Annotated in this window: 25 protein-coding genes; 8 read left to right on the forward strand and 17 right to left on the reverse strand. The window is 49.6% G+C overall.

Annotated elements, in window-relative coordinates; genetic code table 11:
* Positions 1-15 precede the first annotated feature (15 nt).
* Genes FHP88_RS02460 through FHP88_RS02470 form a run of 3 tightly spaced genes read left to right on the forward strand, consistent with a single transcriptional unit; the run spans position 16 to position 2,421 of the window.
* On the forward strand, positions 16-1,038 hold the full coding sequence (locus tag FHP88_RS02460; protein WP_144357407.1) for a COX15/CtaA family protein: 1,023 nt from the start codon (positions 16-18) through the stop codon (positions 1,036-1,038).
* Positions 1,039-1,043: 5 nt separating this feature from the next.
* On the forward strand, positions 1,044-1,718 hold the full coding sequence (locus FHP88_RS02465; RefSeq protein ID WP_186297569.1) for an SCO family protein: 675 nt from the start codon (positions 1,044-1,046) through the stop codon (positions 1,716-1,718).
* Positions 1,719-1,740: 22 nt separating this feature from the next.
* Positions 1,741-2,421 (forward strand): sulfite exporter TauE/SafE family protein, encoded by a 681-nt coding sequence (locus tag FHP88_RS02470; protein ID WP_144357409.1) that lies wholly within the window; start codon positions 1,741-1,743, stop codon positions 2,419-2,421.
* 4 nt (positions 2,422-2,425) lie between these two features.
* Here FHP88_RS02470 and FHP88_RS02475 read toward each other — a convergent pair whose 3' ends face one another.
* The gene (locus FHP88_RS02475; RefSeq protein WP_144357410.1) at positions 2,426-2,956 is read right to left on the reverse strand and encodes a hypothetical protein; all 531 of its coding nucleotides are present in this window, start codon (positions 2,954-2,956) and stop codon (positions 2,426-2,428) included.
* Between the two features lie 54 nt (positions 2,957-3,010).
* On the reverse strand, positions 3,011-3,172 hold the full coding sequence (locus FHP88_RS19070) for a hypothetical protein (protein ID WP_186297570.1): 162 nt from the start codon (positions 3,170-3,172) through the stop codon (positions 3,011-3,013).
* Between the two features lie 132 nt (positions 3,173-3,304).
* Between FHP88_RS19070 and FHP88_RS02480 the strand changes: the two genes are divergently transcribed.
* Positions 3,305-3,970, forward strand: coding sequence for a hypothetical protein (locus tag FHP88_RS02480; RefSeq protein WP_144357411.1), 666 nt, complete (start codon positions 3,305-3,307; stop codon positions 3,968-3,970).
* Here the strand turns inward: FHP88_RS02480 and FHP88_RS02485 are convergent, their stop codons facing one another.
* The 13 genes from FHP88_RS02485 to FHP88_RS02540 form a co-directional block, all read right to left on the reverse strand.
* Positions 3,971-4,285, reverse strand: a complete 315-nt coding sequence (locus tag FHP88_RS02485) for a hypothetical protein (RefSeq protein WP_144357412.1) — start codon at positions 4,283-4,285, stop codon at positions 3,971-3,973.
* A complete protein-coding gene (gene ccoS / locus FHP88_RS02490) occupies positions 4,282-4,506 on the reverse strand; it encodes a cbb3-type cytochrome oxidase assembly protein CcoS (protein WP_144357413.1) in 225 nt (74 codons plus the stop codon). Before ccoS ends, FHP88_RS02485 begins: the two co-directional genes overlap by 4 nt.
* A 31-nt stretch (positions 4,507-4,537) precedes the next feature.
* The gene (locus FHP88_RS02495; RefSeq protein WP_260843139.1) at positions 4,538-7,021 is read right to left on the reverse strand and encodes a heavy metal translocating P-type ATPase; all 2,484 of its coding nucleotides are present in this window, start codon (positions 7,019-7,021) and stop codon (positions 4,538-4,540) included.
* A gap of 151 nt (positions 7,022-7,172) precedes the next feature.
* Positions 7,173-7,667 carry a FixH family protein gene (locus tag FHP88_RS02500; RefSeq protein ID WP_144357415.1) on the reverse strand — a complete coding sequence of 165 codons (495 nt, stop codon included), beginning with the start codon at positions 7,665-7,667 and terminating at the stop codon, positions 7,173-7,175.
* 61 nt (positions 7,668-7,728) lie between these two features.
* Positions 7,729-9,159 carry a cytochrome c oxidase accessory protein CcoG gene (ccoG, locus tag FHP88_RS02505; protein ID WP_144357416.1) on the reverse strand — a complete coding sequence of 477 codons (1,431 nt, stop codon included), beginning with the start codon at positions 9,157-9,159 and terminating at the stop codon, positions 7,729-7,731.
* A gap of 200 nt (positions 9,160-9,359) precedes the next feature.
* A complete protein-coding gene (locus FHP88_RS19310) occupies positions 9,360-9,485 on the reverse strand; it encodes a hypothetical protein (protein WP_260843140.1) in 126 nt (41 codons plus the stop codon).
* An 82-nt stretch (positions 9,486-9,567) separates the two neighbouring features.
* A complete protein-coding gene (gene ccoP / locus FHP88_RS02510) occupies positions 9,568-10,410 on the reverse strand; it encodes a cytochrome-c oxidase, cbb3-type subunit III (RefSeq protein WP_144357417.1) in 843 nt (280 codons plus the stop codon).
* Complete coding sequence (locus FHP88_RS02515; RefSeq protein ID WP_144357418.1) at positions 10,400-10,615, reverse strand: cbb3-type cytochrome c oxidase subunit 3; 216 nt, start codon at positions 10,613-10,615, stop codon at positions 10,400-10,402. The genes ccoP and FHP88_RS02515 overlap by 11 nt, the downstream gene beginning before the upstream one ends.
* Positions 10,608-11,300 (reverse strand): cytochrome-c oxidase, cbb3-type subunit II, encoded by a 693-nt coding sequence (ccoO, locus tag FHP88_RS02520; protein WP_144357419.1) that lies wholly within the window; start codon positions 11,298-11,300, stop codon positions 10,608-10,610. Before ccoO ends, FHP88_RS02515 begins: the two co-directional genes overlap by 8 nt.
* 13 nt (positions 11,301-11,313) lie before the next feature.
* Positions 11,314-12,753 (reverse strand): cytochrome-c oxidase, cbb3-type subunit I, encoded by a 1,440-nt coding sequence (gene ccoN, locus FHP88_RS02525; protein WP_144357420.1) that lies wholly within the window; start codon positions 12,751-12,753, stop codon positions 11,314-11,316.
* A gap of 253 nt (positions 12,754-13,006) precedes the next feature.
* On the reverse strand, positions 13,007-13,732 hold the full coding sequence (gene sfsA / locus FHP88_RS02530) for a DNA/RNA nuclease SfsA (RefSeq protein WP_144357421.1): 726 nt from the start codon (positions 13,730-13,732) through the stop codon (positions 13,007-13,009).
* A gap of 197 nt (positions 13,733-13,929) precedes the next feature.
* A complete protein-coding gene (locus FHP88_RS02535) occupies positions 13,930-14,526 on the reverse strand; it encodes a peroxiredoxin (RefSeq protein ID WP_144357422.1) in 597 nt (198 codons plus the stop codon).
* Between the two features lie 92 nt (positions 14,527-14,618).
* Positions 14,619-15,008 (reverse strand): class II SORL domain-containing protein, encoded by a 390-nt coding sequence (locus tag FHP88_RS02540; protein WP_144357423.1) that lies wholly within the window; start codon positions 15,006-15,008, stop codon positions 14,619-14,621.
* A gap of 177 nt (positions 15,009-15,185) precedes the next feature.
* On the opposite strand from FHP88_RS02540, the gene FHP88_RS02545 reads away from it, so the two are divergent.
* Positions 15,186-15,740, forward strand: a complete 555-nt coding sequence (locus FHP88_RS02545; protein WP_186297571.1) for an XRE family transcriptional regulator — start codon at positions 15,186-15,188, stop codon at positions 15,738-15,740.
* 94 nt (positions 15,741-15,834) lie between these two features.
* Here the strand turns inward: FHP88_RS02545 and FHP88_RS02550 are convergent, their stop codons facing one another.
* Positions 15,835-16,416 (reverse strand): TMEM165/GDT1 family protein, encoded by a 582-nt coding sequence (locus FHP88_RS02550; protein WP_144357425.1) that lies wholly within the window; start codon positions 16,414-16,416, stop codon positions 15,835-15,837.
* A gap of 250 nt (positions 16,417-16,666) precedes the next feature.
* Here FHP88_RS02550 and pdhA point away from each other — a divergent pair, with 250 nt between their 5' ends.
* From pdhA to FHP88_RS02565, 3 genes are read left to right on the forward strand one after another with little or no spacing between them, the layout of a single operon-like run.
* Complete coding sequence (gene pdhA, locus FHP88_RS02555; protein WP_144357426.1) at positions 16,667-17,731, forward strand: pyruvate dehydrogenase (acetyl-transferring) E1 component subunit alpha; 1,065 nt, start codon at positions 16,667-16,669, stop codon at positions 17,729-17,731.
* Positions 17,732-17,735: 4 nt separating this feature from the next.
* Positions 17,736-18,716 (forward strand): alpha-ketoacid dehydrogenase subunit beta, encoded by a 981-nt coding sequence (locus tag FHP88_RS02560; protein WP_144357427.1) that lies wholly within the window; start codon positions 17,736-17,738, stop codon positions 18,714-18,716.
* Entirely contained in the window at positions 18,713-19,849 is a 1,137-nt protein-coding gene (locus FHP88_RS02565; protein WP_144357428.1) for a dihydrolipoamide acetyltransferase family protein, read from the forward strand. The genes FHP88_RS02560 and FHP88_RS02565 overlap by 4 nt, the downstream gene beginning before the upstream one ends.
* An 85-nt stretch (positions 19,850-19,934) precedes the next feature.
* Here FHP88_RS02565 and FHP88_RS02570 read toward each other — a convergent pair whose 3' ends face one another.
* Positions 19,935-20,546 carry a DNA-3-methyladenine glycosylase I gene (locus FHP88_RS02570; protein ID WP_144357429.1) on the reverse strand — a complete coding sequence of 204 codons (612 nt, stop codon included), beginning with the start codon at positions 20,544-20,546 and terminating at the stop codon, positions 19,935-19,937.
* Positions 20,547-20,808 lie beyond the last annotated feature (262 nt).

Consider the following 20,808-nt stretch of genomic DNA (forward strand, 5'->3'; position numbering starts at 1 on the left):
ACCGCACCCTTTGGTATGCAGATTAATTCACTGATACAAGCTCGGTTTGCTCTTTGGGTAACGCTACTGGCCCTGGTGGTTATTCTGTTAGGGGCCTATGTTCGTTTGTCTGATGCAGGACTTGGCTGCCCAGACTGGCCCGGTTGCTACGGAAAGCTGATTGTACCTTCATCAGAAGCCGAGATCGCTTCCGCCAATACCATCTATCCGCACAGGCCACTGGAAACCGACAAGGCTTGGAAAGAGATGGTACACCGCTATCTAGCGAGCACACTGGGCCTCTGTATTCTTGCTTTGGCTGTTATTGCACTGCGGCGACGGGATCAGGCTGGGCAGCCTCTACTAGTCCCATGGACATTGGCGTTGCTTGTTGCCCTCCAAGGTGCCCTCGGCATGTGGACGGTAACCCTACAGGTCAAACCCATCATTGTAACGGCTCACCTGTTAGGTGGGCTGGCGACAATAGCCCTGCTCTGGATACTGACACTAAAGCTGTACAGTCCATCCATTAATCCTTATGTCATCTACCACAACCGCCGACTGCTTTGGCTAAGTCGGTTTGGCGTAGTTATTCTCTTGATGCAAATTCTTTTAGGCGGCTGGACAAGCACTAACTACGCTGCCATCGGATGCACGGACTTCCCCACCTGCCATAGCGGGCAATGGTGGCCCACACTCGCAATGAAAGAAGCCTTTACCCTGTGGCATGGTACAGACATAAACTTTGAGTATGGCATTCTGAGTGCTGAAGCGAGGACTACCATTCATATGATGCATCGGCTTGGGGCCTTGGCTACAGCACTCTATCTATCAATCCTGTGCATCACGCTCTATCGAATCGGCAGGGCAACTATCACACATAAGATGGCGTGGGTAATTGGTCTATTACTATCATTGCAAGTAGGGTTGGGGATCACCAATGTCCTTGGTCATTTACCCTTACCTATTGCAGTCGCACACAACGGTGTCGCGGCACTTTTACTGCTAACCTTACTTACACTTAATTGGCAGCTAAAGCGCGCGTACACGATGGGATGAAGTCAATGCGATCAATAAACAAAGCACAGGGTCACTCATCCAACAAAGCCTTTATTCTTGTTGCTGTGATTGCTGTCGCCCTGGGCATTACGGCCAACCTATTTCTGAAATCGCCGAAAGAAGACGCCCGTAATACCGCACCCCTTCAGATCAGCAGTGGCACGCTGATTCCCAATCCGCGCCCTCTATTGCCCTTTTCACTCACGGATCATAGTGGCAAAAATTTTTCCCATGAAACGATCAAGGGACACTGGCAATTGCTCTCTTTTGGCTACACTCACTGTCCAGATATCTGCCCAACCACACTGGCGATGCTTGCCCGAGTCGATGATCAAATAAACAAGCATACGCCAAACCCCAACATTCAGACCGCCTTTATCTCTATTGATCCTCAGAGAGATACGGTTGAGAAGCTGGCAAACTATATGCCGTATTTTAACCCCCGTTTTCTGGGCGTTACCGGAACCACCCCCGAACTGGAAAATCTGACCAGGCAATTGGGCGTGCTCTACGCGCGTGTCGAAACCGACGGAAGCGTTTTGGACTACTTGATGGATCACTCGAGCACCATCATACTGCTCAACCCCAAGGGGGAATATCAGGCCGTTTTCAGCGCCCCCCACGCTGCAAACCAAATAGCAGAAGACCTGATCAGGATTACATCCTCCTGGTCTGAGTGAGTTGCGGTATAGTAGCGAGATCATGGAACAGCTCCTCCCTTACTTCAGTGCCTTTATCGTCGGACTGCTTGGCGGTGTTCACTGCATTGGCATGTGTGGTGGAATCGTCGGAGCCCTCACTTTTGGCCTTCCGGAAAAAAAACGCCAATCGTTCGCCTCATTACTCCCCTTTCAGCTCGCCTACAATTTTGGCCGTCTACTCAGCTATGTGATAGCCGGTGCCATTATGGGTGGACTTGGCATGCTGTTGGCTGAGCTGATACCCATACAGATCGCTCAACGTACGCTGCTATTCATAGCCGGTATCTTCATGGTGTTGTTAGGGCTCTATCTTTCCGGTTGGTGGATGATTCTGAATCGGGTAGAACGTATCGGGGGCATACTCTGGAAAAAAATCGAACCCTACGGACGCAAACTGATGCCGGTTCAGACACCTATGCAGGCACTCGGTATTGGCATGATTTGGGGCTGGGTGCCCTGTGGACTGGTCTACACCATGCTGATAAACGCGGTCTCGTCAGGAGGAGCAGCCGAGGGCGCTGCGCTGATGTTCGCCTTTGCTTTAGGGACACTCCCCAACCTACTCGCGATAGGGCTGTTAGCCGGTGCGGCAGCGCGGCTTGCGCGTTCAGAAATTGCCCGCAAGTTCGCCGGTGTAACCGTTATTCTGTTTGGAATTTATACGCTTTGGAACGCACTCTGATCGGTTAAGAGTCAATCAGCGTCTTCTCTTCAATAATCTTAATATCGGGATTTGGGTACAGCTTGATCATTCGATCTGGCAGTTTATATTGTGCCGCCTGATGCAGGGCGTCAGACTCCATTAGAATCAGCACCAACACGGTCACCATCACAGGTAGCACACCCAGCCCACCAATCAAGGCAATGACCGCCACCTCTTTCATACCGAAATAGGTAAAGCCAACCCACCCCAGTAAAGCAATGATACCTAACAGCAACAGCATCAGGATAAAAACCCGGCTGCGGCCTGCGCAGAGTTGCCAATGACACATCACATACCAGGGATCACTCTTTTTTGATTTATTGGCACGCCAGAGGGTGTAACACAGCAACAGAAGAGAAACTACGGGAACCATAGCCAGTGGTTGCCAGTATGATCGCACCAAACCCAGTGAGGCGATAAACCAGAGAATATGGTTACCCACAAGATTGGTCAGAAAAATCTCATGGGGTATCTTGGATTGTTTGCTCTCTTGTTCACTGATCTCAAACTTCATGCCGCCACTCCTCGTCAAGCGCTTTAAAATATCACTTGCTGGAGTAAAAATATATCAGGGCTGATCTTGATTTTTCTTTTTCTCCCTTGATCGAGAATAAAAATAGATCACCAGGTTCTTGGAACCGAACATCACCGCAACAAAGGCCAGTCCGATTAAAAAGCCGAACCAGGGCTGATCTTTAAGTATATTGATAAACCAGAGTGTATTACCCATAAGTAGCGCGCCATATTCACGTGAATCATTGTCACGTAGAATAGCAACCCTACAAACCCGAGTGACATGACAATTCACAACGCAACAGGATAGTTATCTCCTCTACATAGAGACTATCAGATAGGTAATAAAGTGGACCGAAAGATTCTTCTCAGCATATTGGCCATCAGCTTAATTGCACTGGCTGCCGCGATCCTGTTACCCGGGGGCCGCACGGTCAATGAAAATCCCAAACTTCCCTGGATCGTACAGATAGATAGCCAGGGCAAACTGTCGGTGTTTGGAATAACCTTGGGCGAGAGCACTCTCGAACAAGCACGTGAAAGCTTCCAGGATCAAGGGAAAGCCAACCTTTTTTTAACCCCTGAGAATCGGTATGTTGTGGAGGTCTATTTTCAACGTCTCTATCTCAGTGGCATACGGGCCGATATCGTGTTGAATATGGAATTGCCAGAGATGCTGGCAAAGCAGATGTTTGAACGGGGTGAACGAATCAGCAAAATGGGAAATGGCACCCGTAAGGTCGAACTCTCTAATGAGGATATGGCAACACTGGCAAATGAGCGGATTCGTTATATTACCTATTTACCCGCGGTTGATCTTGAAGAGTTGTTGATTGCAAAACGATTCGGTGAGCCGGAGAGCAAAGCATCAGAGCCCGAGTCAACGATTACTCACTGGCTCTATCCCTCCAAAGGCATGGATATTGCCGTCAATCCAGAGGGGAAAGAGGTGATTCAGTATGTCAATCCAAGTGACTATTCTAAAGTGCTAAAACCACTGCAACTCAGTAACTGATTACTCTGACAGCTCGTCTTTCACATAGCGCTTCACGAAATTAAAACCATTCAGCGTAGTGACTAACAGCCAAAAGAGGATAATAACAGCTAGCACTATGACCAACGCACTGATTGAAGGAAAGAAGAACACGGCGACAATCGTTATAAAGCCTACTAACAACAAAATAACGATGGCGCGTTTTCGCATCCCCTGCATGACCCCTTCGGCCTGGGCACGGGTAGTTACTCCAGCCTCAATCAATGATCGGCGTAGGGAATCGTAACTACCCTGCTTTTTCTGTTCAACACGCCCGAATGGATCATTCAGATTCATGATCGCTTTTCCTCTTCAGGTGGCTGATCGGATTCAGTCAATTTTTCCTCATCTACTGAGGCATTCTGATGATGCTCCGTTAAATCATCATCCATCAGAATACGATTCGCCTCCCCTTCCAGGTCTTCAAACTGTCCGCTTCGGGCAGCCCAGAAAAAAACCGCCACACCGACCAGGCCCAGAATTAACATGCCTGGGATCAAACCATAGATCACATCCATACTGCGGCTCCTGCGCATTCATTCACCAGCATTAGCGTATACCTCTGAATAGGGTGCGTATCCGCGCCGCATTGCCAATCACCAGCAGAGAGCTGATCGGCATTGATATCGCCGCCACCAATGGGGTGACCAAGGCAGACATCGCCAAGGGAATCATAATAATATTATACGCGATAGAGAGCCCAATATTCTGCCGGATTGTGCGCAGGGTTCTACGGGATAGTGCCGAAGCCAGGCGTACCTTATCCAGTTCATTACTCATTAGCACAATATCGGCACTGGCAATCGAGACATCCGTACCCGAGCCCAAGGCGATGCCGACATCAGCACGCACCAGTGCAGGGGCATCATTGACACCGTCCCCTACCATGGCCACGCGTTGACCATGTTGTTGTAGTTGATCAATCACCTGATCTTTCTGCTCCGGTAGCACTTCCGCAATGACAGGCATGCCGCCTAGCCGTTGCGCTATCGCCTCAGCTGTTGCTTGCCTGTCACCACTGAGCATCGAAAGCTTCATACCTGAAGCCTTTAGATCCGACACCAATCCTGCAGCGTCCTGCCTGATCGGATCTTCAACACCGATCAACGCAACCTCTTTATCATTGATCGCACAACGTATTGAACCCACCCCAAGCTTATCCAGCTCACTGGCCGCCTGCTCAAGATCAGATTGCATCTCCACACCGTTCTGCACTAACCAGGTGTGGTTACCTATCAACACCGTCTCACCCTCTACTTGAGCAGAGACGCCATAGCCGGGACGATTTACAAACTCACTCACCTGAAACTGATTCCGCTTTACACCGATCAACTCGGCACAATTAACCAAGGCTTCAGCAATAGAGTGTTCTGAAAATTGCTCCACCGCCAGCAACTGCCCAAGCAGTTTGCGTGCTGTCTCAGGTGGAGTTTCACCCGGCATCCAAACCTGTCTCCCCATCTGTAGAGAAGTCACTTGCATCTGCCCTTTTGTTAACGTCCCGGTTTTATCAAATACAAAGTGATCAATGGATGAAAAACGCTCTAGCACATCGCCATTTCTGATCAAGATGCCATAGCGCGCGCCGAGCCCGGTAGCCACTGCAATTGACATGGGTGTTGCCAAACCAAACGCGCAGGGACAGGTGATGATCAAAACGGCTGTTGCCGCCATCAGCGCGAGTTCAAAATCAGTATCCCACCACCAGAAGAATGTTGCACAGGCCAACCCAATGGTAATAGCGACAAACCAGGGGACAATGCGATCAGCCACACACTGTATTGGCGCCTTACTCGCCTGGGCCTCTTCCACCAGTCGAATGATGCGACCTAAGGCACTGTCCTTGAGTAACCCAGTCACACTCACTTGCAGTGCACCATGTCCATTGATGGTTCCCGCCGATACAGACATATCTGGCCCCTTCTGGACCGACACCGACTCCCCCGTCAGCATGGACTCATCAACAGCGCTATGACCCTCAACGATCAAGCCATCGACAGGAACACGCTCACCCGGCCTCACCAATACCCGATCGCCCTGTTTAACAGATCGGATCGGAACGACTTTCTCGCCCTCCGGGATTAACAGGGTCGCTACCCGGGGTTGCAGATCAAGTAAGCGTTGAGTTGATGCCACAGCTTGTCGTTTCGATATCGCCTCTAAATAACGCCCGACCAAAATGACGAAAATGAAATTGACCACCGTGTCGTAATAGACTTCCGCCGTACCAGACCCACTCAGCATGACATAGATAGAGTAGAGATAAGTGATACTGGCCCCGATCGCTATTGGCACATCCATACCGAGATGAAGATGCCGCAAACCAGACCAGGCCCCTTTAAAAAAGGGGTAACCTGAATAGATCAACGTCGGTGTCGCAAGAGCAAATCCGACCCACTGAAACAGGGTGCGAAACTCGCCTTTATCGGCACCACTGTAGAGAGCAATGGAGATCCACAGCAAGTTCATCATGGTGAACCCGGCAAATCCCATACGATAAAGCAAATGTCTATTTTCCAGCCTGAGGCGATCCTCTGCCGCTTCAGGATCATAGGGCACGGCCGCATAGCCGATCTGCCCCAACCTGCGAATAATCGCTGAGAGCTTCAATCGGCTGTTGTCCCAGGTGACATGGAGACGCCGGCCGGTAAGATTAACCCGTGCGGCTTTTACACCGGCAAGATTAAGCAATGAGTGTTCAATCAACCAGACACAAGCGGCACAATGAATCCCATCAACCAACAAGTGGATATCACGTATCTGCCCCAGATCATCAACAAATTCCTCCTGAACCTCATCCATATCGTACAGGGCAAGTTCTTTGGGGAGATCAGGCGGTGGGGCGAGCTGGGTACCGTCATACATCCGTTGATAGAAACCTTCAAGCCCGGATGCATAAATGGCCTCACAGACAGACTTGCACCCATTACAGCAGAAGCTCTGCTGCTTCCCTTTAATTTCAGCCGTCACCTCTTCGCTTGCCTCTATAGGCAAGGTACAGTGAAAACAGGCCTTGGGGGATTCAGCGCTCAACAGGTATCACTCCCTTAAGCCGCAGATTCCCTATGCCACTCACTAGCAAAAGGGGAATCTAAGACAAAAGATTTCAATTAGTAATTGGCATGATACCAGCCAGATGGTGTAACGAGAAAAAAACAGCCCGGCGAAGATGACTTAACCAAGATCACTTGACCCCGGCACTGATTCGATGCGACTGGTTATATTCATCATCGCCCTGTTTTGCACTGACGAGAATATCCCACACACCAAGGTTAGGAAAGCTGATTTCGGCCTCATAAACCCCCGAATCAATCACCTGCATTGGAACAGAAAAATCCAGGTCTACATTCGCAGGACGATAGGCATAAAAGGTGACTGAATCAGGAGATACGGGGTAACCCTGCTTATCGACTATTTTGATACTAAAACGCGCCGGGACAGCCACATCAACAAACTCTGGAGCCTTTATCTTCATCTTCCAACCCGGATTACGGGCCTGACGCTTCAGCATGTTTTTTTCATAATCCTGGCCACGCTCATAATAATCATCCACAACCAAGCCAGGATTTCGATCAATGGCAAGATAGATCATGACAAAGTTTGCCATAACAAAAACCACCAATAAACCAATCCACCCCAGTACCCAGGGATTACGCCAAGGCGATTGCTTCTCTGTCATCTCAATCACTTTCTCATCTCTACTCAATTCCTCACTCGCAAACAGGCGGGTGAAGTGACTATTATTTCGGACCAATGAACACGCTGATGCGTTCACTTTTTAATTTAGTACCACTGCTATCCGTAGCCTCTGCATAAAAGGTCAACGGCTGTGATTCTGTTTTAATATTCTCTCGGGGTATTCTCACGAAAACCGTTCGAGGTGTTACCATGCCTTTCCGGGCACTCACCGGCTCATCCGTACCCACAACCACAATACCGTCAATACCTGAAGCGGTAATGGTGACATCCAGCTTCTCCGTCATCTTGTTTAGCACCTTGATGACATATTTATTCTGCACCGATCCATCACTCTGCAATACATAAAGCGGCTGCCTGGAGTGGATGACCTTAATTTCGATGGCATCCAGAGAAGCCATGCCATAACCGATACCGGCAAGCGAGAATAGTAGAACTAAACTGTAAATCCAGACACGCGGACGCTTTAGCAGAGGGCGCTCCTCCTTGCCGTTCAACACATCCAGGGATTCATAACGTATCAACCCTTTAGGACGATCGAGCTTTTCCATTACCGCATCACAGGCATCGATGCAGAGTGCACATGTTATGCACCCTTCCTGCTGTCCATGGCGAATATCAACGCCCGTCGGACAGACAGCGACACACTGATTGCAATCGACACAATCGCCCGTGGTGCGCTCCGCGTCCTTCACCCCTTTCTTGACGCGTCCACGCGGTTCACCACGATGAAAATCATAAGTTGGAACCGCCGTTGTATTGTCAACCATAACACCCTGGATACGGGCATAGGGACATAACCAGAAACAGGTCTGCTCTCTGAGGTAGCCGGCAAGACCATAGGTACCACCAATAAAAAGCAGAATTGTCACACCCGCCGTAATACCCAGGTTAAAACTGAATATATCTGCCCATAATTGATAGACATCAATAAACCAGGCAACAAAGGAAATACCGGTTAATGCAGAGACCACCAACCAGATCGCGTGTTTGGTGACCTTGATACGTAGCTTGGTAAAATTGAGTGCACCCTGGTCGAGCTTTATGCGCTTTTGCGGTGGACCTTCAAGCTTCTCCTCAACCCAGGTAAAAACATCGGTCCAAACCGTTTGAAAACAGAAGAACCCACACCATACACGCCCTGCAAGGGCGGTTATAACAGCCAGCAGTATGGCAAAGAACAGTAACAACAGTGAGAGCATCCAGAAATCTTGCGGCAGGATAGTCACACCGAGCAGATGAAACTGACGATGCGGGATATCGAAAAGAATGGCCTGACGATCATCCCAACGAAGATAAGGCACCAGAAAGAACGGAACCCATACCAGACTGGCGATCCACTTCAACGCGCGCCAGGTACCCGGTATACGCTTCGCATGAATCTTCTCTTCACCCGTGTTGATCTTCCAGTGGATCGCCTCCGCATACAATTCATCGACTACAGCATCATGCTTTGATTGTGGACTGTTGCTCAACGAGATTACTCCTCTGCTACACACAGCGATTGCTTCATATATCCTTCCAATATGGAACAAACAGCTTCAAGATTTCGTGTAACAGTCTACTGAAAGGAAGGGTATTAAAAAATGCGATTTATCAATATTCAAACTGAATTATATCACCAATAAAAAAGGGGGTTCACCCCCCTCTTTATGCGTCTTTAATAATCCAGACGCTACTCTTTGTGGGACTGAGCATCCTTATCGATCTGCTGTTTTATCTTCACGCCGATATAACCTACGATCACCAAACAAAGTACCACTGCGACAATCGCCGCTACCGCTACTGCATCCACATTCATCGTATACCTCCCCAGATACTGATTACTTGAATGTTGCTACTGCATGGGGCACAGACCCCATGCAGCATGGCTCGGCTATCGCTTATTGGCCACCACCGAGTTTGTATACATAAACCGCCAACTTCTTGATCTCATCTTTCGACAGACGATCGCCAAACTTAGGCATAACAGCATTACGAGACATCGGATCAGACGTATCATTCACACCGTGCTTGATGGTCAACTTGACACTGGCCAATTGATCCTCTTCCGCAAAGCGCCACACAGAGTCTGTGAGATTAGCTGAACCCAGCGCCTGCATACCCTTACCATCCGGACCATGACAGGCGAAACAGGCCTTACTCATGAACAGGGGCTCAGCAGTAGGATTGCCGGACATAATCGCAGTCGCCAACTTGTCAACTTCCTCATCAGAGAGCAACTTGGCATGAGAAGGCATGACACCCATACGGCCATTGGCGATGGTCTGCTCCAGGACCTCAACAGAACCACCATACAGCCAGTCATCATCCGCAATAACCGGATAACCAGGACCACCCTGTCCACCTGCACCATGACAGGCCGCGCAGTTATCACCAAACAGTACCTTGGCAGAAGCGACCGTGTAGCTGGAAAGACCCTCATCAGCAAGAATCTCTTTTGCAGTCATGCCTTTCAGCTTGGCTTCAAATTCGCCACGAACCATCTCGACTTCATCAAGACCCTCTTTGTACTCACCTATCTGGGTCCAGCCCATAACACCCTTGGTAAAACCCGAAAGTCCAGGAATCATCGGGTAGAGAATCGCATAACCAATCACCCAAAGGATGGATGCCCAGAAGGCGATCATCCACCAGCGAGGTGCTGGGTTGTCGAGTTCTCGCAGATTATCGTCCCAGATATGTCCGGTGTTATTTTCACCGGGAAAAGGATTGTTATCCGCCATTTTTATCTCCGCTATTTATCTGTTCGTCGTCATCCAGAGGGATATGCTTCTGTTTTTCGAAGTGCTCCCGCTTGTTTGGACGCAATACATAAACATATAGACCAAGCATTAACAGGAAGATGACCACGGTTAGGATGGTGCCCACCCAGTCGTTGGTGGTCATCGCCTGTAAGTCAGTAGAAAAATAGTCCATAAGACTATTCACGATAGACCTTGCTTTCGTCCAGCTTGACCATCGTTCCAAGCACCTGGAGGAATGCGACTACAGCATCCTCTTCGGTCTTGCCCTTGAGAAGTGCAGGCGCAGCTTCAATATCAGCGTCAGTGTATGGAACACCGATGCGCTGCATACCGAGCATGTGCGATTGCATCGTCTCACCATCTAACTCTGCATGTTGTAGCCAAGGATAGTTAGGCATGACCGACTCAGGCACAACAGAGCGGGGCGCACGCAGATGCTTGCGATGCCAGTCATCGGAGTATTTTCCACCCAGTCGAGCAACGTCAGGTCCAGTACGTTTGGAACCCCATTGGAATGGGTGATCGTACATAGACTCAGAAGCCAGCGAGTAGTGACCATAGCGTTCCTTTTCATCACGGAAGGGACGAATCATCTGTGAGTGACAGAGATAGCAACCCTCACGTACATAGATGTCACGTCCAGCCAATTCCAAAGCGGAATAGGGACGCATACCATCGCCAGGTTTATGATCGCTCAACGCCTGTTCGGTTTTACGCTGCCACAAAATTTCCGGATGCTGGTTGTACTCCATGGTGCTCTTCAGATAGAACAGCGGCACAATTTCAACGAGACCACCCACACTGAGCACCAATGCTGTAACAATCAGCATGGCCCAGATGTTTCTTTCCATTTTTTCTTGCATAGCCATTTTTATACTCCCCTTATGCAGTAGCCGCAGCGGTTGCGGTGCGTGCCTGCTGCACGCTACCCTGAGCATTAGCTTGAATCACTGTCATGATGACATTGATCAGCATCAGTGCTACGCCCGACAGGAAGACCATGCCGCCAATGGCGCGCATAGCATAGTAGGGATGCATCGATTCAACAGACTCAGCAAAGGTATAGGCCAAGGTGCCATACTCATCATAAGCACGCCACATCAGACCTTGCATAATTCCAGATACCCACATGGCAACGATGTATATCACGGTACCGATGGTTGCAGTCCAGAAATGAGCATTGATCAGACTGGTAGACCACATCTGCACATGGAAAACTTTGGTCATCAGGTGATAGATCGCGCCAATACCTACCATGGCAACCCAACCCAATGCGCCAGAGTGAACGTGACCAACCGTCCAGTCGGTGTAATGAGAGAGCGCATTCACGGTCTTGATTGACATGACCGGACCTTCGAAGGTGGACATGGCATAGAAGGCCAGTGACATGATCAGGAAGCGCAGGACATAGTCAGTACGCAGTTTGTCCCAGGCACCGGAGAGCGTCATCATACCGTTAACCGCACCACCCCAGGACGGGATGATCATGGCCAAGGAGATAGCCGCACCCAATGACCCCGTCCAGTCAGGTAGCGCCGTATACTGCAGATGATGCGCACCCAGCCAGACATAACCGAACATCAACGCCCAGAAGTGAATTACTGAAAGACGATAAGAGTAGACAGGGCGACCTGCCTGCTTCGGTACGAAGTAATACATGATACCGAGGAAGCCCGCTGTCAGATAGAAACCAACCGCGTTATGGCCCCACCACCACTGAATCATCGCATCCTGCACACCCGAGAAAATGGAGTAGGATTTAAACATGCCGACCGGTATTGCCAGGCTGTTCACAACGTGCAGATAGGTAATCATGATCATCATGCCGAGGAAGAACCAGTTCGACACATAGATGTGCGAGCTCTTGCGGTTTGCAATCGTCATAATGAAGTTGATGGTGTAAGAGAGCCATACCACCGCAATGGCAATATCGATCGGCCACTCCAGTTCAGCGTACTCTTTACCACTGGTAAGACCCAATGGCAGGGTGATAACCGCAGAAACGATAATCAGATTCCAACCAATGAAAGTAAACCAGGCCAGCTTATTACTCCAAAGACGGACACCGCAGGTACGTTGTACCGAGTAGAAAGCGGTCGCCATCAAAACGCAGCCGCCAAAGGCAAAGATCACTGCATTAGTATGGAGTGGACGCAGGCGCCCGAACGTGATGTACGGTAAATCAAAATTGAGCACCGGCCAGGCCAACTCCGAGGCGATATACACCCCGACGGTAGCGCCTACCAACAGGTAGACTGTAGCCATGACGGTGAACCAGCGTACAACTCCCAGGTCGTACTTCTGTTCAGCTACGGCGTCCATGAACCCCCCTTACGTAACAAAGTTAAAAAAAATTACCAGACTCTGATATTCAAACCTGACTCTTTATCAGGTTATTCCCCAAAATTGGGCTTATAAGACACTGATAAGTGATATTTGTCAAGTCAAAATATGCGCTTTATCAGTCAAAAATAATATATAACTCGTTGTTTAACAAGGATTTTATACTACACTACAAGGAAATGATCTATATCAATGAAAAAGCAGATTAGTTAATTCTTATCTTTCCTGCAGATCACTCAGCCAATTCATCTGCAGTCAGACTAAAGGGAATTGGTTGGCCTACACTCATCGCTTTTGTCGAAATATCAACACCATAAGCCATCACCTCCAAACCGTAATGCACGGCTTCTTCCAGAATATCCGCATAAACAGGGTCAATCGCCCTAGCGGGTGAAAGCTGATTGATTCCAGTGTGCGCTACATTATAGTAGAGAATTGCGCGGCCACCTGCCTTGATCACGGACATTAATTCCCGTAAATGTTTACTACCACGTGCCGTAACCGCATCCGGAAAATACCCCTGCCCTCCCTCACCCATCAAGGTCACGTTTTTGACCTCAACATAGCAATCGGGTCGATCTTGCCCAGTCAGCAGCAAATCAATGCGGCTCTTTTCCTCACCGTAGGGACGCTCCGTCTGAATACCACTATAACCGCTAAGCGCAGGGATTTGATCTGACTGTATCGCTTCTTTAACCAGATGATTCGCCAGACCTGTATCAATGCAGGCGAGAAACCGACCTTCAACCTCAACCAATTCCCATCGATATCTAAGCTTACGGCTGGGTGAAGTAACATCGCTGACCCAAACTCTGCTGCCAGGTTCGGCGCAATTTCTCATGGAACCAGTATTAGGACAATGGGCAATGACTTCTGACCCGTCTACGAGTCGTATGTCGGCAAGAAAACGCTTGTAGCGTCGGATCAGCCGCCCTTCCAGTAGATCCGGGAGTATCATGACGCCTGTCCTCCGGCAAATTGGATGCAGGCTCAATGTCCTTCAAGCCCTTGTAGATCTCGACCACTCAGCACAGTGAGCAGGTCATTTTAGATAACGCACAACCCAAACGGATTGGTAGATAACGCTAGAGGAGTAGCGCATCAAGGGCCGCATTGTTATGCGGCCCTCAACACAAAACGACAAGAACCCAAAAACTAGAGGGTCTCTGCATGCTCTGCCAGATACTCAGCCACACCTTCAGTGGAACCCTTCATACCCGCTTCACCCTGCTTCCAACCCGCCGGACAAACCTCACCATGCTCTTCGGTGAACTGCAGCGCATCAACCATACGCAGCATCTCATCGATGTCACGACCCAGAGGCAGGTTATTAACCACCTGATGCTGAACCACACCCTCTTTATCAATCAGGAAAGAGCCGCGCAGGGCAATACCTGGACCGGTAGTCATATCATAAGCAGCCGTCACCTCTTTAGAGATATCTGCGACCAACGGGTATTGAACATTACCAATACCGCCATTATTGATTGCGGTATTCTTCCAGGCCAGATGGGAGAAGTGTGAGTCAATAGAGACACCAATCACCTCAACATTGCGCTTTTTAAACTCTTCCAGGCGATGGTTAAAGGCGATCAGCTCCGATGGACAGACAAAGGTGAAGTCCAGTGGATAGAAAAACATCACCACATACTTTCCTTTGTAGTTGGAGAGTGTCAGCTCTTCAAAAGAGTTATCAGGCATAACAGCCATGGCGGTGAAATCAGGTGCTTGTTTCGCTACGAGTACACTCATTCTATGTCTCCAATTTTGTCTATGTTTATTGTCTTAAAAAGGTAATCTTCTCTGCTTGAATACAGAAAATTGTATATCTGTTTACCCGGCAATCAGGCAACCGCGACCTCTACCGGATCACTCTCCCACAGGCCATGCTTTGTGCAGTAAGCCATAGCACTCAATTTCAACTTGCTCGAGGTTGGAACAACACTGAAGGTTACCTCTGCATTACCCTTAGCGCCATTTCCACCCAGCGAACCCGGGGGGAAACTGGCTTCAGCTAACAGCGTCTGCCCATTATAGAGCTGAACGGAACGAATATAATGATCATGGTCATCAGGATGGGCATATTCATTACCCATGCGAACAGTTACTTTAAATACTTCCCCTTGATTGGCCTGTTCAGCACAATGAATAAAGGGCGAATGACGATCGATATAGTCCTTTTTAGCCTCTTTTTCGACCTGGTCAATATCAATATAGCGGTTTATTACAGGCATCTATTCTTACCTCTCAATAGATTTTTTTATTTTCCATAAGAACCAGATGGATTATCTCGTTCATCAACATTTATGTTGTCATTTTGTCTTTGCCCTTGCTATTTGTCAACAAAAAAAACAAAATAGCAACAATCTTGTTCTTATATCATCATGCTTGTAACGCGAGGAATCGTCTGGATGATCAGTAACCTTGTCGGAAACCGGATCAGAGAGTTGCGCGCCCGACGCAATATCACCCAACAGCAATTGGCGGATACTGCCAACATCCCCCGTGCCACGCTGGCAACCATAGAAAAGGATGAGTCCAATCCCAGCTTGGCAGCGGTCTACAAGATTGCGGTGGCGCTAAACTGCACCATTGATGATCTGCTAGAAAAACAACATGACCGGGTGGAAATGATTAGAGATGCCGATATGGGCCGAGTGGAATCAGGCGATGGAAACTATCGGGCCACTACAGTCTCACCCATGACTAACCCCGCCTACAGTCAGCAGATATTTACCCTAAAAGCTAAATCAACCTATGTAGGTAAACCACACCCACCCGGAAGTGAGGAGTATCTGCATATTCTGAACGGATCGCTCACGCTTGAGGTAGCAGGACAGCATATTCCCCTAAGCAAAGGAGACAGCGCACATTTCAAGGGAAATATCGGCCACAGTTATCACAACACTGGAAAAAACACTGTGCAAGGCATCGTTACCATCATTGCATTTTCAGAGTCTGGTTGATCAATACGTTTGCTAACCGTCCCATGGCTGTCCGGCGCATAAACCGAATCAATTGACACAAATACCCCAGAAATAAAACCGCTGCTAATGCCATTCAAACAAACGAATGCCAAGCCGCAAACAATCCAAATCCTATAAACATCACTCCACTGATCCTATGCAACCAGTGTATTGGTAAACGTTGCAACAGCGTTCGACCGGCCCAGACGCCCAACGCCGACGTGAACGCCAATGCTACCGTGGCGCCGGCCCAGACGGGAAGAGGCGCCAAACTACCCGCCAGCGCAGCCACTGCAATCTGGGTCTTATCCCCAAACTCGGCTACAAAAATCAATAGAAAAGTCGTAAAAAATATGCCACGACTCGCTTTCTCCTTTACATCCGTTGCTTCTTCAGCATTTGCGCTATACAACGCGTGAACACCAAAACCACAAAAAAGAACGGCAACGACACCGGCCATGACCCTTTCAGGAACCCAAGCCGCCACGCTAGCACCAAACAGAACCGCTAGAATATTGAGTAGGGTAAATGCTGTTACAGCACCTAATAATACTGGCCAGTGTCGATGTCGAGCCGCCAGGGTCATACAGACTAATTGGCTCTTATCACCAAGCTCTGCCAATGAAATCAGTGCTGAGGTTGACAGAAAAGCGGAGAGTGTCTCGAAGGTAATCATCTGCCGATTATACCCTGTAGTAATACTTCAGTTCGTAAAATGTGCCTGTTAAACCACCCCTACCAATCCTGTTCTTTTCCACCCATATGGAATGGATGTACTAGACTAGTGATAAGGATTTATTGGCCACATCAACTTAAAAACCATGTCACGGGGGAATCAGTCAAGATCTGAAAAACTATCAACAATAGGATACGCACAGATCTTCATTTAGGCACGGCTTGGGTGCTTATAGCAAAGGAGGTCAGTTTTGAATAAGACGGCATCATTCAAAGTGGACTACTACCAGTATCTTCAACCCAATGGAGAACCGGAGGGTGAACTGCCACCACTGGCAGATGATACGAAAACCATACATGCACTTTACCGAAACATGCTGTTCACCCGTCTCTACGATGAACGGGCGGTCAACTTACAGCGTACTGGGCAGATAGGCACATTCGCCTCATCACTGGGTCAAGAGGCAATCGGTGCAGGCGTGGGGCATGCCATGCAGCCCAACGACATTATCACACCCAGTTTTCGTGAGAGCGGTGCCCTCTTCTTTCGAGGATTCCGAGTGTATGACCTGCTGCTCTACTGGGGTGGAGACGAACGGGGCATGAGCAATCCTGAAGTAGGGGATGACTTCCCTATCTGTGTGCCCATCTCAACCCATGCCACCCATGCTGCCGGCGCCGCCTTTGCTGTTAAATATCGTAAAGAGCCTCGAGTGGTGGTCTGTATCCTGGGTGATGGCGGTACATCAAAGGGCGACTTCTATGAAGCGATCAACCTGGCTGGTGTCTGGAACCTTCCCCTGGTATTTGTCATCAACAATAACCAGTGGGCCATCTCCGTTCCCCGAGCCATGCAATCAAAAACCGAAACCCTGGCACAGAAGGCGATTGCAGCGGGTATTCCAGGCATTCAGATTGATGGTAATGATCCGATCGCGGTACGTCACCATGTTGCCGAAGCCATCGAAAACGCGCGTAGCGGTGGCGGGCCTACGCTGATTGAGGCCATTAGTTACCGACTCTGTCATCACACCACAGCGGATGATGCCACCCGGTATCGCAGTGATGAAGAGTTAGAGGCCCAGCGCAAGTTTGATCCGATACCACGGCTAAAGGTGTTCATGAACCAACGCGGCATCTGGTCTGATGATCAGGAAAAACAACTGCTGGCACAATGCAAAGACGACATTGAGAAAGAGGTAAGGCTATATCTTGATAGCGAACCCCAGGCACCTTCAAGCATGTTTGATTCACTCTATGCTGAACTGCCCGATGAACTGACCAACCAACGTCAGTCTCTACTGGGCAAGGAGTGACATCATGTCAGACATCACAATGATCGATGCCGTGAATCTGGCGATGCATTATGAGATGAACCAGGACCCCGCAATGGTGGTCCTCGGCGAAGACATCGGTATTAATGGCGGCGTGTTTCGCGCTACGGTTGGATTACTGGATAAATTCGGCCAAGAGCGCGTGCTGGATACCCCCTTGGCAGAAAATATGATCGCCGGTATCGCGGTGGGTATGGCAGCGCAGGGGCTTCATCCTGTGGCAGAGATTCAGTTCATGGGCTTCATCTATCCCGCCATAGACCAGATGATCAGCCATGCCGGACGCCTGCGTAATCGTACCCGCGGTCGTCTCAGTTGTCCGATGGTGTTAAGGGCGCCCTATGGCGGCGGCATACACGCCCCAGAGCATCACTCTGAAAGCACCGAGGCGATGTTTGCCCATATCCCTGGCTTGCGCGTCGTGATCCCCTCCTCTCCAGCCAGGGCGTATGGACTGCTACTGGCGGCTATTCGAGATCCGGACCCGGTGGTATTTTTGGAACCCAAGCGGGTCTATCGCCTGATGAAACAATCGGTAAAAGACAACGGCGAAGCACTGCCGCTAGATACCTGTTTCGTGCTACGTCCCGGTAATGACATCACGTTGGTCAGTTGGGGGGCCATGTTGCATGAAACACAGCTCGCCGCCGAACAACTGGCAACAGAAGGGGTTGAGGCCGAGGTGATCGACCTGGCAACCATCAAGCCTATCGACATGGAAACCATTCTGGAATCGGTTGGCCGCACCGGGCGCTGCGTCATCGTGCAAGAGGCCGCCCGCACCTGCAGTGTCGGCTCGGAAATTTCCGCCCGTCTGGCAGAAGAGGGTCTGATGTCGCTATTCGCACCCATACGCCGGGTATCCGGCTACGATACCGTCATGCCGATGTTCCGGCTGGAAAAATACTACATGCCCAGCACCGAACGCATCATTCAAGCGGTCAGAGAGACCTTGGAGTATGCATGAAACTATTCAATTTACCCGATCTTGGCGAAGGACTTCAGGAAGCGGAGATCGTCTCCTGGCAGGTTAAACCGGGTGATGAGGTGACACAGGGACAACTGCTGCTCTCTGTAGAGACCGCCAAGGCCATCGTGGAGATACCCTCTCCGGAGGCCGGTATCATCACTAAAACATTTGGTGATGATGGGGACATTATTCAAGTCGGTGATCCACTGGTTGAATTCAAGGTGGAAGGTGCGACCGAATCCCCTACTTCACCTATAAAACCAGTCAAGCAGGACAGTGGCACGGTGGTCGGAGAGGTCAAGAGTGGCTCACAGGTCATCGAAGAAAAAGCGGCCCGCCTGGGTGTAAATCAGAGCAGTGGCGCCAAAGCCACACCGGCTGTCAGGGCACTGGCCAAACAACTCGATGTGGATCTCTCCATTGTGACCCCCACTGGCCCCAAAGACACCATCACCGCCGGGGATGTGCAGCGGGTTGCCAAGATCCTGGCAGAGGTTGGCCCCATGGAGTTGCTACGGGGTGTGCGTCGCGCCATGGCTCGCAGCATGGCACAAGCCCATGCCGAAGTTGTACCGGTGACACTCTGCGATGTGGTCGATATACAGCACTGGAAGACAGACGAAGATTTTACCGTTCGACTGATCCAGGCGATCCTCGCCGCCTGTGAAGCGGAACCTTCCCTTAACGCCTGGTACGACGCCCACGCCGTAGGCCGGCGACTGCTCAAGAAGGTCCACCTGGGTATTGCCGTCGATACAACTGATGGGCTCTTCGTCCCAGTTATCTCAGACGTTGGGCAATACTCAACCGCACAACTGCGTATACGTTTGAATGATCTGAAAAAATCCGTTTCAGATCGATCCATACCGGCAGATCAACTTCGGGGAAACACCTTTACCCTATCCAACTTCGGCACCATTGCCGGACGCCATGCCAATCCCATTGTCATACCGCCCACCGTGGCTATATTGGGTGCAGGTCTCTGTTATGACGCTGTCGTACCGGTTGACGGAAAACCCGCCGTGCATCGACTGTTACCACTGTCACTCACCTTTGATCATAGAGCAGTCACAGGCGGTGAGGCAGGACGCTTCTTGGCTGCTTTGATAAAGGAGCTTGGCGACAAATAAGGCAAGAAGAGAGCAAACAACAATGGATTAAACAGATTATTTGATTAATCCATTACACCACTTGCGTCAATGATCAAGCGATCAATCAGCTACCCGGTCGTTTGAAGCGCTTGCGTGCGCGCCCAACCTTATCCCTGATCACACAACCCTCGACATGATCATTGATCAAACCCATGGCTTGCATGAAAGCATAGACTGTAGTGGGTCCAACAAATTTCCAACCCCGTTTCTTCAGATCCTTAGACAACGCGATTGATTCCACTGATGTAGAAGCCGACTGCGGTTCCGCAAGCTGTTTTGCATCAGGTTCAAAACGCCAGATATAAGCCGACAGTGAGCCTTCCTGTTTAACCAACTCCTTTGCTCGCTGGGCATTATTAATTACTGCTTCGATCTTTCCGCGATGCCGGACGATCCCTTCGTCTTTAAGCAAGCGCTCAACGTCTTTCTGGGTATAACGAGCAACCTTGTTAAAATCAAAATGCTGAAATGCCTTACGAAAGTTTTCACGCTTGGCCAGGATGGTGCGCCAACTCAGACCCGACTGAAAACTTTCGAGACACAACTTCTCAAACAGCCGCTGGTCATCACTTACCGGATATCCCCATTCAGTATCGTGATAATCAAAAAACTCCGGAGCGGCACCACACCAAAGACAGCGGAGCCTTCCATCTGGACCTTCTATCATTGAACTCATAGCGTTATTCCCTGAATTACAAATTAGACGTTAACGACCAGTTTAGAAGCTAATACACCTTTCTTCCATAAATAGACACTTACAGGTGGCTATAAAAGATGCAGACGCCCAATATAACCATCCCCCCCTCGGAGGCAGGAGATACTGCAGCCATATCGATTGAGAAGTTGGGATCATCACTTAGCAAACTGCGATCAACCTATGTAATGCTGGACATATATTGAAATCAATGCGAGTTAGTGGGCATCCATGTTTATTTACT

Source organism: Sedimenticola selenatireducens (assembly GCF_007625115.1).
Classification (GTDB): Bacteria; Pseudomonadota; Gammaproteobacteria; order Chromatiales; family Chromatiaceae; genus Sedimenticola; species Sedimenticola selenatireducens_A.

What these genes read in the sequence shown, in the direction of transcription:
- FHP88_RS02460 (WP_144357407.1), top strand. Translation starts at nt 16, where the DNA reads ATGCAGATTAATTCACTGATACAAGCTCGGTTTGCTCTTTGGGTAACG.
- FHP88_RS02465 (WP_186297569.1), top strand. Translation starts at nt 1,044, where the DNA reads ATGCGATCAATAAACAAAGCACAGGGTCACTCATCCAACAAAGCCTTT.
- FHP88_RS02470 (WP_144357409.1), top strand. Translation starts at nt 1,741, where the DNA reads ATGGAACAGCTCCTCCCTTACTTCAGTGCCTTTATCGTCGGACTGCTT.
- FHP88_RS02475 (WP_144357410.1), bottom strand. Translation starts at nt 2,956, where the DNA reads ATGAAGTTTGAGATCAGTGAACAAGAGAGCAAACAATCCAAGATACCC.
- FHP88_RS19070 (WP_186297570.1), bottom strand. Translation starts at nt 3,172, where the DNA reads ATGGGTAATACACTCTGGTTTATCAATATACTTAAAGATCAGCCCTGG.
- FHP88_RS02485 (WP_144357412.1), bottom strand. Translation starts at nt 4,285, where the DNA reads ATGAATCTGAATGATCCATTCGGGCGTGTTGAACAGAAAAAGCAGGGT.
- ccoS (WP_144357413.1), bottom strand. Translation starts at nt 4,506, where the DNA reads ATGGATGTGATCTATGGTTTGATCCCAGGCATGTTAATTCTGGGCCTG.
- FHP88_RS02500 (WP_144357415.1), bottom strand. Translation starts at nt 7,667, where the DNA reads ATGACAGAGAAGCAATCGCCTTGGCGTAATCCCTGGGTACTGGGGTGG.
- FHP88_RS19310 (WP_260843140.1), bottom strand. Translation starts at nt 9,485, where the DNA reads ATGAATGTGGATGCAGTAGCGGTAGCGGCGATTGTCGCAGTGGTACTT.
- ccoP (WP_144357417.1), bottom strand. Translation starts at nt 10,410, where the DNA reads ATGGCGGATAACAATCCTTTTCCCGGTGAAAATAACACCGGACATATC.
- ccoO (WP_144357419.1), bottom strand. Translation starts at nt 11,300, where the DNA reads ATGGCTATGCAAGAAAAAATGGAAAGAAACATCTGGGCCATGCTGATT.
- ccoN (WP_144357420.1), bottom strand. Translation starts at nt 12,753, where the DNA reads ATGGACGCCGTAGCTGAACAGAAGTACGACCTGGGAGTTGTACGCTGG.
- sfsA (WP_144357421.1), bottom strand. Translation starts at nt 13,732, where the DNA reads ATGATACTCCCGGATCTACTGGAAGGGCGGCTGATCCGACGCTACAAG.
- FHP88_RS02535 (WP_144357422.1), bottom strand. Translation starts at nt 14,526, where the DNA reads ATGAGTGTACTCGTAGCGAAACAAGCACCTGATTTCACCGCCATGGCT.
- FHP88_RS02540 (WP_144357423.1), bottom strand. Translation starts at nt 15,008, where the DNA reads ATGCCTGTAATAAACCGCTATATTGATATTGACCAGGTCGAAAAAGAG.
- FHP88_RS02545 (WP_186297571.1), top strand. Translation starts at nt 15,186, where the DNA reads ATGATCAGTAACCTTGTCGGAAACCGGATCAGAGAGTTGCGCGCCCGA.
- FHP88_RS02550 (WP_144357425.1), bottom strand. Translation starts at nt 16,416, where the DNA reads ATGATTACCTTCGAGACACTCTCCGCTTTTCTGTCAACCTCAGCACTG.
- FHP88_RS02560 (WP_144357427.1), top strand. Translation starts at nt 17,736, where the DNA reads ATGTCAGACATCACAATGATCGATGCCGTGAATCTGGCGATGCATTAT.
- FHP88_RS02565 (WP_144357428.1), top strand. Translation starts at nt 18,713, where the DNA reads ATGAAACTATTCAATTTACCCGATCTTGGCGAAGGACTTCAGGAAGCG.
- FHP88_RS02570 (WP_144357429.1), bottom strand. Translation starts at nt 20,546, where the DNA reads ATGAGTTCAATGATAGAAGGTCCAGATGGAAGGCTCCGCTGTCTTTGG.